Source organism: Pseudomonas sp. PD9R, assembly GCF_019200975.1.
GTDB lineage: Bacteria > Pseudomonadota > Gammaproteobacteria > Pseudomonadales > Pseudomonadaceae > Aquipseudomonas.
The window spans coordinates 473,519-486,509 of sequence record NZ_JAHTMR010000003.1 but is presented as its reverse complement, the minus strand read 5'-3'; the positions used below and the strand labels follow the sequence as shown (position 1 = coordinate 486,509).

11 protein-coding genes and 1 pseudogene are annotated in these 12,991 nt (G+C 57.4%); 9 read left to right on the top strand and 3 right to left on the bottom strand.

The window, feature by feature from the left end:
- The gene (locus KUF73_RS09770) at positions 1–336 is read right to left on the bottom strand and encodes a carboxymuconolactone decarboxylase family protein (protein WP_218437827.1); all 336 of its coding nucleotides are present in this window, start codon (positions 334–336) and stop codon (positions 1–3) included.
- Between the two features lie 109 nt (positions 337–445).
- Between KUF73_RS09770 and KUF73_RS09765 the strand changes: the two genes are divergently transcribed.
- The 3 genes from KUF73_RS09765 to KUF73_RS09755 all read left to right on the top strand — a co-directional run bounded on the left by KUF73_RS09765 (position 446) and on the right by KUF73_RS09755 (position 2,961).
- Positions 446–1,333: a LysR substrate-binding domain-containing protein gene (locus KUF73_RS09765; RefSeq protein ID WP_218437826.1), complete on the top strand. Its 888-nt coding sequence runs from the start codon at positions 446–448 to the stop codon at positions 1,331–1,333.
- Between the two features lie 259 nt (positions 1,334–1,592).
- Positions 1,593–2,423, top strand: coding sequence for a type 1 glutamine amidotransferase domain-containing protein (locus KUF73_RS09760; RefSeq protein WP_218437825.1), 831 nt, complete (start codon positions 1,593–1,595; stop codon positions 2,421–2,423).
- 289 nt (positions 2,424–2,712) lie between these two features.
- Entirely contained in the window at positions 2,713–2,961 is a 249-nt protein-coding gene (locus KUF73_RS09755; RefSeq protein WP_218437824.1) for a hypothetical protein, read from the top strand.
- A gap of 164 nt (positions 2,962–3,125) precedes the next feature.
- On the opposite strand, the gene KUF73_RS09750 is transcribed toward KUF73_RS09755, so the two are convergent.
- Complete coding sequence (locus tag KUF73_RS09750; protein ID WP_218437823.1) at positions 3,126–3,932, bottom strand: lytic transglycosylase domain-containing protein; 807 nt, start codon at positions 3,930–3,932, stop codon at positions 3,126–3,128.
- A gap of 280 nt (positions 3,933–4,212) precedes the next feature.
- Positions 4,213–5,874 carry a sigma-54-dependent Fis family transcriptional regulator gene (locus KUF73_RS09745; protein WP_305516101.1) on the bottom strand — a complete coding sequence of 554 codons (1,662 nt, stop codon included), beginning with the start codon at positions 5,872–5,874 and terminating at the stop codon, positions 4,213–4,215.
- Here KUF73_RS09745 and KUF73_RS31545 point away from each other — a divergent pair.
- The 6 genes and pseudogenes from KUF73_RS31545 (at position 5,860) to phnX (ending at position 12,977) form a co-directional block, all read left to right on the top strand.
- Positions 5,860–6,069, top strand: coding sequence for a hypothetical protein (locus tag KUF73_RS31545; RefSeq protein WP_305516100.1), 210 nt, complete (start codon positions 5,860–5,862; stop codon positions 6,067–6,069). The two genes, KUF73_RS09745 and KUF73_RS31545, sit on opposite strands and share 15 nt — an antisense overlap.
- A gap of 285 nt (positions 6,070–6,354) precedes the next feature.
- A pseudogene (locus KUF73_RS09740) lies at positions 6,355–8,123 on the top strand (flavin-containing monooxygenase).
- 501 nt (positions 8,124–8,624) lie between these two features.
- Positions 8,625–9,716 carry an iron-containing alcohol dehydrogenase PsrA gene (gene psrA / locus KUF73_RS09735; protein ID WP_218437821.1) on the top strand — a complete coding sequence of 364 codons (1,092 nt, stop codon included), beginning with the start codon at positions 8,625–8,627 and terminating at the stop codon, positions 9,714–9,716.
- A 123-nt stretch (positions 9,717–9,839) separates the two neighbouring features.
- Positions 9,840–11,135 (top strand): MFS transporter, encoded by a 1,296-nt coding sequence (locus tag KUF73_RS09730; protein WP_218437820.1) that lies wholly within the window; start codon positions 9,840–9,842, stop codon positions 11,133–11,135.
- A gap of 55 nt (positions 11,136–11,190) precedes the next feature.
- Complete coding sequence (locus KUF73_RS09725; RefSeq protein ID WP_218437819.1) at positions 11,191–12,063, top strand: LysR substrate-binding domain-containing protein; 873 nt, start codon at positions 11,191–11,193, stop codon at positions 12,061–12,063.
- A gap of 86 nt (positions 12,064–12,149) precedes the next feature.
- Complete coding sequence (gene phnX / locus KUF73_RS09720; RefSeq protein WP_218437818.1) at positions 12,150–12,977, top strand: phosphonoacetaldehyde hydrolase; 828 nt, start codon at positions 12,150–12,152, stop codon at positions 12,975–12,977.
- The last annotated feature ends 14 nt before the right edge of the window (positions 12,978–12,991 follow it).

The following is a 12,991-nucleotide window of genomic DNA, read 5'->3' as shown; positions in this document are numbered from 1 at the left end:
TTACTCCTGAGGTTTTGCAAGGCTGGCCTGTAGTTCACTGAGCAAATTCAGCGCCGAGGCGGCCGTCGGCCAACCTGAATAAAACGCCAGATGGGTGATGACTTCGGCCAGTTCATCGACACACAAGCCGTTATTCAGTGCACGTTTCAAATGAAATGGCAGTTGCTCCAGACGGTACATCGCCACCAGCGCGGCCACTGTGACCAGACTGCGTTCACGGGGCTTTAATTGCGTACGCGTCCACATGTCGCCAAACAAGACGTCGTCGGTCAGCTCGGCAAACTTCTGCGGGTAGTGGCTCTGGTGTTCCCGTCCCGTGCCCATCGATGCATTCATGATGTTTTTCCCTTTGATGTCCCAATTGACAGGGAAAAACTATCAACTCGCGATCATTCCGAATATCAGATTTAATTGAACCAATCATCCCAAATTAGTGGACCATTGAATGCGCCGTCCAACCTTCGATCTTGATGTATTGCGCACCTTCGTCGCCGGCGTTGAGTACAACAGCTTTGCCAAAGCGGCGGATCGTCTTGGCCGGTCAACCTCTGCCGTAAGCGCGCAATTGAAGAAACTTGAAGAGCAGATCGGTACGCCGGTACTGGCTAAATCCGGTCGCGGACTGGTATTGACCCCCACAGGAGAAACACTGCTCAGCCATGCCCGTCGATTGCTGGAGCTGAACGACAGCATTTTCCAGACGCTGCATGAAAGCCAGACTGCCGGGACCATACGCCTTGGTCTTCAAGAGGACTTTGGGGAGCATCTCCTCAGCGATATCCTGCGACGCTTCGTCCAGTCGTACCCCAGGGTGAATCTCGACGTCAGGATCGCCCGTAATGCTGAACTGCTAGCGCTGGTCGACAGCGCAGATCTTGACCTGGCGCTGACATGGGACACAGGGCACCCGTCGCCTTACGCCACGCATCTGGGCGAAACACAGATGCACTGGATCGGGGCCCGCGATACTCCATTGCTGACGGCCCTTGATGATTCGCCGCTGCCATTGATCGTCTTCGACGCACCTTGCGTGTTGCGCAGCGCCGCCACCCAGGCGCTGGATGCCGCGCAAATACCTTGGCGGATCGCCCTGACCAGCCCCAGCGTCGGCGGTATCTGGGCAGCCGTTGCCGCCGGGTTGGGCCTGACGCTGCGAACCCGCTTTGGGTTGCCGAGTCATCTCACCGTTGTGTCTGGCTTACCCCCTGTGCCAAGCCTTGGCTATGTGCTTCACAGCGGTGGCGACGACCCGACACCCGCCATTCAACAACTGGCTGCATTGATCAAAACGAGCCTGCAAGAACAGGCGTTCAGTTTCGCGGTTACGAAATAATCGAACGCACCAAGGGTCCAATTCGAGCGATAGGGAAGGCGAATAACGAAGCATTGAAGTGATAAGCCAATCCGGGCTGTGGGTCGATTTCAGCCTTCGCGAAAGGTAGCGATCGGCCAAAGTGGCCAAACCGTTCAGCTGCAGAAAGCCCTCACTATTGATTACTCAATGTAATAAGTGAAATTCAATTCATGGGCTCTATCCCCGTCTGCTCTAGTAATAAGATGGCGCCATCAAACCATTCCTACTGGAGAATCGCGTGAAAAAAACCATTATTGCCGCCCTGCTAACTGCTGCCGCTAACTATGCCAACGCTGGCACGGTATTGGTTGTACTGTCGGATCAGGCTCAACTGGACCTGAAAGACGCCAAGGTCATGCAAACCGGTTTCTTCCTGAACGAATTAATGCAACCGGTGCAGACCTTCATCGCGGCCGGTCAAACCGTCATATTTGCCACCCCTAGCGGCAAGGCGCCAACCGCGGACCAGAAATCCAATGATGTGAGCTTCTGGGGCGGCGATGAAAAGGCCCGTCAGGAAAGTCTCGCGCTGCTGGACACGCTGAAGCTGACCTCGAAGAGCGGCTCGCCAGCAATCAGCTTCGCGCAGGTTCAGAAAATCGGCTACGACAAGTTCGATGCCGTATTCGTGCCTGGCGGCCATATCCCGATGCAGGATCTGCTGAAGGACAAACAACTGGGCCAACTGCTGACCAACTTCCATGAAAAAGGCAAGGTCACCGGCTTCACCTGCCATGGCACCATCGCCATGTTGTCGACGATCCCGGACGCGCACGGTTTCGTCTCCGCGCTGGAATCGGGCAAACAGCCCGCAGCGCCAGCCAACTGGATTTACAAGGGCTACAAAGTCACCGCCTTCACCGACGCGGAAGAAGAGCAGGCCAAAGGTTTCCTCGGCGGCGGCCATATGAAACTGTTTCCGCAGGATGGCCTGACGGCAGCCGGTGCTAACTTCTCCGAAGCCAAGCCATGGAGCGAGAACGTGATCGAAGACCGCGAAGTCATTTCCGGCCAGAACCCACAGTCGGCCAAGGCAGTCGCCGTGGCCATGCTGGCGAAACTGAAGTAATCCAGGGCTGCCGGTCCGGGCAAGCCGGCCATAGGTGCTGCGGGTCGATCTGCTTTGGCTGCAGCACCACCGTCTATACCGACACGCGGTTCGAGTTGGCTGTTCGCCTGTACCTGGGATACGGCTGTTGTGCCCAGGGAGGGAATATTGGCGCCGAAAGGCAGTGCATCAGCCAAAGCCCCTCTCGACGCATCAAAGAAAATTTGAACCGCTGCTGGACGCGCTCGCCTAATGATCAGCTTGTGGGTAATCCCACAGGTAATGTGCCTATACCGGCATACTCCGAGAGGTGGTCAACATGGCCAAAGACGAGAAGAAAAGCAAAGGTGAGTCTTCAAAAGCCAGCAAGGAATTGAAAGACAAAAAGTCATCACCGGTAAAGAAATCAGCTGCGGCGTCGGCTCTTTCGAAATCTTCCGAAAAGAAAGACAAGAAAAAAGATACCGAACCAAAGAAATCTGCAAAAAAAGCTGATAGCAAGCCAGAAAAGACTAAAAAATCAGAGAAGGCAGAAAAGCCCGCGAAAAAGAAAAAGTGATATTTGCTATCTGCTAGGGCTTTACGCCCTAGCTTCATTACGCTGTGTTGCCTTCGATGTCGCCACCGGCAGCGATGGGTCGATAGACACCGGCGAGCGTGGAATTCCGTTGAGCCATTCCCCGCCCGGCGTATTGTCTACTCCGGTTTATGCGCCACACGGTATTAGCGATGTTTGCGATAGCGTTCGGTCAAGGACTGCACGAGGGTGACGTAGGATTGCGTCTCGGCGTAGGGAGGCACCCCGTTGTACTCAACCACGGACGCTTCGCCGGCGTTGTAACCTGCCAGCGCTAGCATCTGGTTGCCGTTGAAGCGCTTGAGCAGCCAAGCCAGGTAGCGCACGCCGCCCCGAATGTTTTGTCGTGCGTCGAACGGATCGTCGACGGCGAAGCGCTCGGCAGTGGCAGGCATCAACTGCATCAGCCCTTGGGCGCCGGCTTCGGAAATGGCGTTGGGGCGAAACGCCGATTCGGCATGTATAACTGCGCGGATCAGCGCCCTGTCGACACCATAAAGACCCGAAGCGGCTTCGATCTCCCGCCGATAGGATTGGGTGTCGAGGCTCAGTGAGGTCACCTTGAAATCCTTCGGCGCCATGCACAGATAGCAGCCCTTGATGTAATAGAGTTCAAGGACATCAACCCGTGCGGAAATCCCTTCGGGGCGCCGGCTCACATATTGACGCTTACCCTTATGGATGAAGGTGAACACCCGAATCCGCACCGCGCCGGAGTCGTCGCCCCGCACAACTCGTGGCAGGGCCGTGGCCTTGGCGCCAACACCGGCGTCCGCCATGCCATTCACGCGAGTGCAGTGGGCGCTGGCGATGGCTTGCCCGGCGTAGCTGATGGCTCCGTCGCTCGCTTGGCACTTGAACATGGCGCTGGCGCACAGTGGAACGACCAGCAAGGCCAGCTCAATGCAGCCAAGAAGGCTCTTGCGAGCCCATCGCCATGCTCTGGAACTCATCACATCGCTCCGCGCCGTAGGCGCCGATCAGGCCTGGGCGCCTGGTCTGGGTGTTGTCTTTGGCGGGCCTATTCCGGTTGACCCGCCTTTTGTTCTGATAGTTATACCCCTTCTAACCGGGAGGATATGGCACATCTCGTCGCATCTCGGTCTACGCCCCGATTGAAAAACGGCTGCTTCCTGCGAAGACCCAGCGGCTCATCGAGTTCTACGCGACCCTCTCAACAGTACTTAATGCCTGACGACTAACAGGCAGGAACCGCGCGAGGTCATTGCGCATTCAACCGGGTCGTGAAATACCGTGATGGCGCAGTTTGCGATAGAGCGTATTGCGGCTGATTCCCAGGCGGGCAGCAACATGTGCGATGTGCCAGTGTTCCGCTTCAATCAACGTCAGCAGCGTCTGCCGTTCGGATGCGCCGAGCGGATTTTCGGCCAACGCGACTGCCGCCGGCGTGGTCGGCAGCAACTCAGCCAGGTCGTCTAGCGTGACACGCCCTTCCAATGCCAACGCTACCAATGTGCGCAGACACGTACGCAGCTGCCGGACATTTCCCGGCCAAGGCTGCTCTAGCAAGCGTTCTCTAACGCCCGCCTCCAGCCGAATCCGGGCACCTGTTGTCTCTTCGCGCAGTAGCAGGTCGAGCAAAAGGCCCTTGTCTGACCGTTCACGCAGCGGCGGGAGCTGCACGGCGAACCCCCCAATGCGATAAAAAAGATCCTCGCGAAAGCGTCCTTCGGCTACACAGGCCTGCAGATCCTGGTGGCTGGCACTGATCAGGCGTACGTCGAGCGGACGTGCCGTCGCGCCCCCTAGCGGTACTACCTGACGTTCCTCTAGCACGCGCAGCAGGCGAGTCTGTAACGCCAGTGGCATATCGGCGATCTCATCGAGAAATAGAATGCCGCCGTGGGCCTGTTCCAGCTTACCGATCATCCCGTCCTTGCGTGCGCCGGTGAAGCTGCCGCCGCGATAGCCGAACAGCTCGCTTTCGATCAATGTTTCTGGAATGGCCGCGCAATTGATCGCCACAAACGGTTGGCTCGCTCGAGAGCTGGCGCGATGCAGCGCCGCTGCAAAAGCTTCTTTTCCGGTACCGGTTTCGCCCTGCAAAAACACTGGAACATCACGCTCCAAAACGCGCAGCGCACGAGCAAAGGCGCGTTGCAGGCGTGGATCTTCCATGCACACACGTTCATCGTTAATTTTTGGAATTGCGGGAGTGGCTAAAGGCGTCTGACGTAAGGGTTCTCGCAACTGCCCGTAGAACAGACGTCCGTCCACTAACCGCATTGGCCAACAGACACCTGGCTGTGCGCTGGCCTGACTCACCACATGTTCGATAGGTGTCTCCAACAGCATCGCCAGAGATTGCCCCACCACTTGGTCACGGCTAAGGCCCAACAGATCCAGCGCAACATGGTTGACTGAACAGATACGAGCATTCTCGTCGAAACTGAGGAGACCTTCACCCAATAGCCCCACGAAACCTGCCTCAGGATGGAAGCGCAGCAGGTATCGCTGCGGGTCATGCCCCAAGAAAAAACAGCTCTCTATCAACTTGGCTGACAGGTTGGTCAATGCCATGGCCTGAAAGTGTTGCTGCAGACTGTGCTCCTCCCGCACAGACGAGAGGTTGAGCACGGCAAGCAACTCTCCGCTCGCATCAAATATCGGGCTAGCCGAACAGGTCAAACCGGCGTGCTTACCGCGGAAGTGTTCATCACGACGGATGGTTACATGCTGTCGCTCAACTAAACAGGTGCCGACACCATTGGTACCCTCGCAATCCTCGCTCCACACCGAGCCGAGCCACAATCCGGAACGCTGGAACTCGGTTCGTTCGGATTCGTTGAACACACTGTCGATTGCAACACCGCGAGCATCGGTGAGTAACACCACGTGGCCGTCACGCCCGAGTTGTTGGTGCAAACTGCTCATCTGCCAGTGCGCCATGCCAATGATGTGTTCCAGTGGCGCGCGGTGATCTTGCAAGCGTGGGTGTTCAACTACATTAGGCGCGCGGCGGCTGGCGGGATCGAGCTGATACTGATCCAGGCACCGGCACCAGGATCGTGTGATGGCCAGGTCAGCAGCAGGGCTGTGGCTGGCAATAGTGCCCTGCACGGCTTGTAGCACTTGTTGTGCATGGGCGTTGATCAAGGCCGGCTTCATTGTTCTTGTTCTCCGCTACGGTTAGGACACGGGTCTGTTCGCAGCTTATATGAAAAGGCCGCAACGAGCGTTCTTTGCGCCGCGTGACACTCTGTCATTCACCATTCCCAGATTCGTGACAGCGTGGCGATTCAAAACCTGTTCGGCACTACAGCAACCGCTCTGCAACAGGGCTCTCACCAAGATGGCCCGAGCCTTGCTCTAGGGCAAGTTGTCACAAAAAACAACAAGATCGGGAGAAGCCCCATGAACATTCCTGTCGAAACATCTCTGCAAACGCCAACTGCTCAGCTCACGGCCTGGGTTGAAAACCTCGGCGAGCGACTCGTCCAACGTGATGTGGACGGTGTACTCGAACTGTTTGCCGATGAATGTTACTGGCGTGATTTGCTACTTTTCAGCTGGAACCTGGTGACCCTGGAAGGTAAGCCTGCCGTCCGGAATTTGCTCGAAACTCGTCTCGACCAGACTCGCCCTGAATCAGCCTGGAAACCGACACGGCGCGGGGTAAAGGCTACGTGCGTCTGAAGGACGGCCTGTGCTGGACGTTGCTGACAACGATGCGCGAGCTCAAAGGCTTTGAAGAACCGAGCGGTCGCCGCCGTCCGATGGGTGCCAGTCACGGTCACGCCCACGCCGACAAACGCAACTGGCTGGAACGCCGCCGCGATGAAGAAGCGTCACTGGGTCTTACCACCCAACCTTACTGCCTGATCGTAGGCGGCGGTCAGGGTGGGCTCGGGCTCGCTGCGCGGCTCAAGCGAATGGGTGTGCCAACCCTGATCGTCGACAAGGCCGAGCGTCCTGGCGATCAGTGGCGGGGTCGCTACAAGTCGCTGTGCCTGCACGACCCTGTCTGGTACGACCATATGCCTTACCTGCCCTTCCCCGATCACTGGCCCGTATTCACCCCAAAAGACCAGATTGGCGACTGGCTCGAAATGTACACCAAAGTCATGGAGCTCAATTATTGGCCGCGCACAGAATGCGTGAGCGCCAATTTCGATGAGCAAAGCGGCACCTGGCGCGTTGAAGTGCAACGCGATGGTCAGCGCGTGACCTTGCAGCCTACCCAACTGATCCTCGCCACCGGCATGTCAGGCGTGCCGAATGTTCCGGTTTATCCGGGCGCCGAGGCTTTCAAGGGCCAGCAACATCATTCCAGTCGCCATCCCGGCGGAGACGCCTGGAGCGGCAAGCGTGCAGTGGTTATCGGTGCGAACAATTCGGCACACGATATCTGCGCCGACCTGGTGGAGAACGGTGCCGAGGTGACCATGGTGCAACGGTCCAGCACCCACATCGTGCGGTCTGACAGTCTGATGGATCTGGTCTTCGGCGGGCTCTATTCAGAAGATGCCGTGGAGTCGGGTTTGTCTACGGACAAGGCCGACATGTTGTTCGCCTCGATTCCCTACAAGGTACTGCCAAGCTTTCATCAACCCGTGTTTGAAGCGATCAAAGAGCGTGACAAGGACTTCTATGAGCGCTTGGCCAAGGCTGGTTTCATGCTCGATTTCGGTGACGACGAGTCTGGACTTTTCATGAAGTACGTACGACGTGGTTCTGGTTACTACATCGACGTTGGTGCGTCCGAACTGATCGCTAACGGCACCATCAAGCTCAAGAGCGCACCCGGCCTGGGTGTCGAGCGCATCGAAGCCGATGCCGTCGTACTTAACGATGGCAGCCGGCTACCCGCCGACCTGATCGTCTACGCCACGGGCTACGGTTCAATGAATGGTTGGGCGGCGAAGCTGATTTCCCAGGAAGTAGCTGACAAGGTCGGCCGCTGCTGGGGCCTGGGTTCTGGAACCACCAATGACCCTGGCCCGTACGAGGGAGAATTGCGAAACATGTGGAAGCCAACGCAGCAGGACAATCTCTGGTTCCACGGTGGCAACCTGCATCAGTCACGGCATTATTCGCTGTATCTGGCGTTGCAGTTAAAAGCACGCTTTGAAGGCATCGACACATCTGTCTATGGCCTTGCCGAGAGTCACCACACTGGCTGAGTCGAATGGCGCCCGGCCGGGGTTGGGCGCCTCTCCATAATGCCCCGGTAGCAGCCGATGGATATCGGTCAGCAACACCTGGCAGGCAATCGACTTGTGGCCGGCATCAGTAACCTTACTAAATTGTGCTTCGACTCTCTCAAAGCCTAATGTCGAGCCGACTTATGCGAGGCCCTCCTACTATTTATTCTGTGGAAGGCCCATCACGCATCAACCCTCCGAGCCTGTTGAATCGGAAAAAAGTCACCTGTCTGGATGAAAACTCGCCTTCTAATTTCATCGCTCAGGCACGTCAAGGCTAGCCTTGGCAGCCATCATTGCTGGCGGTGGCCGTCGTTGGTTTTCTTGCAATACCAACGGGGATGAAACGCCGGGGGTAGTTGTCATCCACGTCTTGCATTATCGGCCCAGCCGATTCAAACCCAGGAATTATCGATTTGTGCTGCTGTGGATAGACCGCGAGCATGGGGCCACTTCCAAAAACAAAAAAAAGGACCCGCCATGACCGCCCGATTTCACAACCCAGTTGATACACGTTACGGCTGGGGCAGCCTGCAAGCACTTGCCGCCATCACCGAAAACCAGAAAGTGGCCCTTGTCACCTTTCCCGAAGCGCGCGCTTTGGGCTTGGTGGATCGCATCCAGGACTTGCTCGGTGACCGCCTGGTTTATGTGATCGAGGATGTCCAACCCAACCCGGACGTTGCCCAACTGCGCGGGACTTATGAGCGCTTCTGGCAGGAAGCCGGCGAATGCCACGCAGTCATCGCCGTGGGCGGAGGCAGCGCTATTGATACCGCCAAGGCGTTGATCGTGGGCACGGAATCGGGTCGGTTCGATGAACTGCTAGCGTTGTTGGCAAGCGCCAAGCCATTCGTCCCGGCGCGCAGCAAATTGCTGATCGCGGCACCGACCACGGCGGGTACCGGCAGCGAAGTCACACCCTGGGCGACGATCTGGGATGCTGCCAGCCACAAGAAATACTCCCTGCACCTGGACTGCACCTGGCCCAAAGTTGCCATCATCGATCCGCAGTTGATGCTGACGGTGCCGGACAGCGTCACTGTCTCCACCGGCCTGGATGCCCTCTCCCATGCGCTCGAGTCGGTATGGAACATTAATGCCAACCCGATTTCCGACACCTTCGCGATATCCGCTATTGCGGACATCCTGGAATGCCTGCCCCTACTGCGTCGTGACCTGTCCAACCAGGAACTGCGCTCGCGCATGGCATTGGCCGCACTTAAGGCCGGGTTAGCGTTCTCCAACACCAAAACCGCACTGGCCCATTCCATCTCCTACGAAATGACCCTGCACTATGGCCTGCCCCACGGTATCGCCTGCTCCTTCACCCTGCCGTTGGTTCTGGGACTTGCCTGGGGCCATGACGAGGCGCGCGACCGAACGCTTCAGCGAATCTTCGGTAACGACCTGCACAAGGCCCAGGGTCAGTTGCGTGAGTTCCTGCACAGCCTCGATGTGAAAACGGAATTTGCCGATTACGGGCTCACGCAAAAGCAAGCCGAGGAGATGATCCATTTCGCCATGCAAGGTGCCCGAGGCAAAAACTTCATCGGTTCGAAAGCCGCGTAGAACCTGTACTACCCCAAGCACTGCCTGCGGCGTAACGAGCCGCGACGATTTCCTGTTGCCCCCTCAAAGGGTGCACTCTTCGACATGCCTCGAAGGGAACGAACAATAAAAAAGGAAAAGATCATGAATCGTGCCCAAACCATCCCAGGTCTCGCTGTAGCCACCAGCTCGTTTCGAGTCGCCCAGTGGCGCATGTTGCTGGCCGCCATGTTCTGTTATTTGTTTTTCTACACCGGCCGGCAGACGTTCGGTTTCGCCATTCCGGGCATCCAGGCCGAGTTCGGCTTTACCAAGGAGCACCTTGGTTGGGCATCGGCCGCCATGCTCTGGGCCTACGCCATTGGCCAGGCCATCAACGGCAACCTCGCCGACAAGTTCGGTGGTCGACGCATCATGACCCTGGGTGCCGTGCTGTCCTGCGGCGCCAACTGGGTGACGAGCTTCGCCGGTAGTTTTGCTGCTCTGATCCTGCCTTGGGGAATCAATGGATACTTCCAGGCATTGGGTTGGGCACCGGGCAGTCGACTGATTTCCAATTGGTGGAGCGCCGGTGAGCGCGGCAAGGTGTATGGCTTTTACGTGTTCGCCGCGGGTTGCGCCTCTGTCCTTTCTTATGTGACCTCGATCGTTGTGCTCGAAGTGCTGCAACTGGAGTGGCGCTGGATCTTCCGTTTGCCAGTGCTGCTGATGCTGGCCGGCGGCATCATCTTCTACCTGGTGGCTCGTGAACGTCCGCAGGACCTTGGCTTCGACCCCCTCGCCGACACTGGCGTGGCCAATGCCGAGGACAAAAACCACGAGGTAGCACACGGAGAAGTCGAAACTTCTGCGCAACGCTACAAAGCCGTTCTGAAGAACTACCGCCTGATCATCGCAGCCGTATCGCTGGGGTTTCAGAACGCGGCTCGCTATGGCTTGATCGTCTGGGTGCCGGTGCACTTTCTGGGGGCCGACTGGAAGAGTGGCGACAGCATGATCGATCCGAAGTGGATCACCGTGGCCCTTCCGGTTGGCATGGCCATCGGCGCCCTCAGCAATGGCTGGATATCGGACAAACTGTTCGGCTCCAAACGCTACCTGGCGATCATGCTGTACATGGTCCTTGGCGCAGGTACCAGTCTGTGGATGTGGAGTCTTGCACCCCATAGCGCGACGGGCCTGGTGGCGTTGTTTCTGTGCGGTTTCTTCGTATACGGCCCTGCATCCAGTTTCTGGGCGCTGTGCCCGGATCTGGTCGGAGCCAAACGAGCCGGCACGGCAACGGGAGTGATGAACTTCTCGTCCTATCTGTTCGCTGGCCTGGCGGAACCGCTGATCGGCAGTATGCTCGACAGTACGGGCAATACCTCTTTGATCTTTATCGTGGTCACCACGGCCTGCCTTTGCAGCGCCACGGTCGCGCTGTTCATCCGGCGCTGATGGCTCGACATCGATGCTTGAATGACAGGCGACGACTCAGGAACAGGATCTTTTCATGTACCAGTACCACAAGTGGTTACGTTCCTTTCATGCGGTGGCGAAGACTGGCAGTTTTACCCTCGCCGCCGAGTACCTGAGCGTCGGCCAGCCGACGGTCAGTGAGCAGGTCAACGCGTTGGAAAAGAAGTTTTGCGTGGAGCTGTTCCATCGTCGCGGGCGCTTTATCGAGATGAGTTCGGCAGGTCACAAACTTTACGCGATCACCCAAGGCCTGTTCGGCCAAGAGGATGAAGCCGTGCAACTTCTGCAAAGTTTCAAGCAGCGCAAAACGGGGATGCTGCGCCTGGGTGCAGTCTCGCCTCCGATTGCGATGAACCTGACTTATGAGTTGATGCAGCAGCATCCGGATATCGAACTGGAAACGTCGTTCTCTCCTGAAAAAGAGACGCTGGATCGCCTCTTCAACTTCGATATCGATGTGGCGATTCTTGCGCTCTCCGAGTTTGATCAGCGCTTTGATACTCAGCTATACCGCCGCTACCCGATTATTGCCGTGGTGCGCGACGACCACCCTTGGGCCCAGCAAAAGGAGGTGCACGTCGAGCAAATCAGCAGCGAAAAATGGGTCCTGCGCGAGAAAAGTTCACGCACTCGCCAACTGGTGGAGGAAAACTGCAAGCAACTCGGTGTCGGACTGAACTGCGTCATGCAGTTGAACAGTCGTGAAGCCATCGTTCACGCGATCGCCAAGGGCATCGGCATCGGTTTTGTTTCTGCCGTCGAATACGCCGAAACGCCCGGCACCAAGCCGATCACCTTCGTCAATCATCCATTCTCGATCGACTACCACCTGTGCTGCCTAGGTATCCGCAGAAACAGGCCGATGATCGCGGAGTTGTTCGACTCAAGCCCCATACCGGCAATCTGATTCCTTAACGCGTTCAAACGATCAACAGGCTTACTTCCTGACGCCAGGAGGGACGGCCTGCTCATATCCAAAAATGGAGAATCAACATGAACTATCAACAACCCGATCACCTGCAAGCCGTGGTTCTGGACTGGGCCGGCACCGTCGTTGATTTCGGCTCCTTCGCCCCTACGCAGATTTTCGTCGAGGCATTCGCCGAGTTTGGCGTCGCTGTCTCACTGGAGGAAGCCCGGGGCCCGATGGGCATGGGCAAGTGGGATCACATCCGCACTTTATGCAACCAACCGCAGATCGCCGAACGTTATTGTGCGGTGTTTGATCGTTTGCCGACCGATGACGATGTCACCGCCCTTTATGAACGGTTCATGCCCCTGCAAATCGAAAAGATCGCCTTGCACTCGGCCCTGATTCCCGGTGCACTGAACGCTATCGACACACTGCGCGACAAGGGTCTGAAAATTGGTTCATGTTCCGGCTACCCGGCCGTCGTCATGGAAAAAGTCGTTGAACTTGCACGACGCAATGGCTACGTCGCCGATCACGTAGTCGCCACCGACGAGGTTCCCAATGGACGGCCGCATCCGGCCCAGGCATTGGCCAACGTGATTGCCCTTGGGATCAGCGACGTCGCCGCTTGCGTGAAGGTCGACGACACCTGGCCCGGTATTCTCGAGGGGCGCAGTGCCGGGATGTGGACGGTCGCGCTGACCTGTTCCGGCAACGCGCTGGGCTTGACCTACGATCAATTCAAAGCCCTGCCCTCCGACAAATTGGTCGAAGAGCGGGCGCGAATCAGCAAGATGTTCGAAGGCTCCCGTCCCCACTACCTGATCGACACCATCGTCGATTTGCCGGCAGTTATCGAAGACATCAATGCCCGCCTGGCACGGGGAGAAACGCCGCAAGCTTGCTGAATGCCCTAAAGCCT

Coding starts and splice junctions, on each gene's coding strand:
- KUF73_RS09770 (WP_218437827.1), bottom strand. CDS start 336: ATGAATGCATCGATGGGCACGGGACGGGAACACCAGAGCCACTACCCG.
- KUF73_RS09765 (WP_218437826.1), top strand. CDS start 446: ATGCGCCGTCCAACCTTCGATCTTGATGTATTGCGCACCTTCGTCGCC.
- KUF73_RS09750 (WP_218437823.1), bottom strand. CDS start 3,932: ATGAGTTCCAGAGCATGGCGATGGGCTCGCAAGAGCCTTCTTGGCTGC.
- KUF73_RS09745 (WP_305516101.1), bottom strand. CDS start 5,874: ATGAGCAGTTTGCACCAACAACTCGGGCGTGACGGCCACGTGGTGTTA.
- psrA (WP_218437821.1), top strand. CDS start 8,625: ATGACCGCCCGATTTCACAACCCAGTTGATACACGTTACGGCTGGGGC.
- KUF73_RS09730 (WP_218437820.1), top strand. CDS start 9,840: ATGAATCGTGCCCAAACCATCCCAGGTCTCGCTGTAGCCACCAGCTCG.
- KUF73_RS09725 (WP_218437819.1), top strand. CDS start 11,191: ATGTACCAGTACCACAAGTGGTTACGTTCCTTTCATGCGGTGGCGAAG.
- phnX (WP_218437818.1), top strand. CDS start 12,150: ATGAACTATCAACAACCCGATCACCTGCAAGCCGTGGTTCTGGACTGG.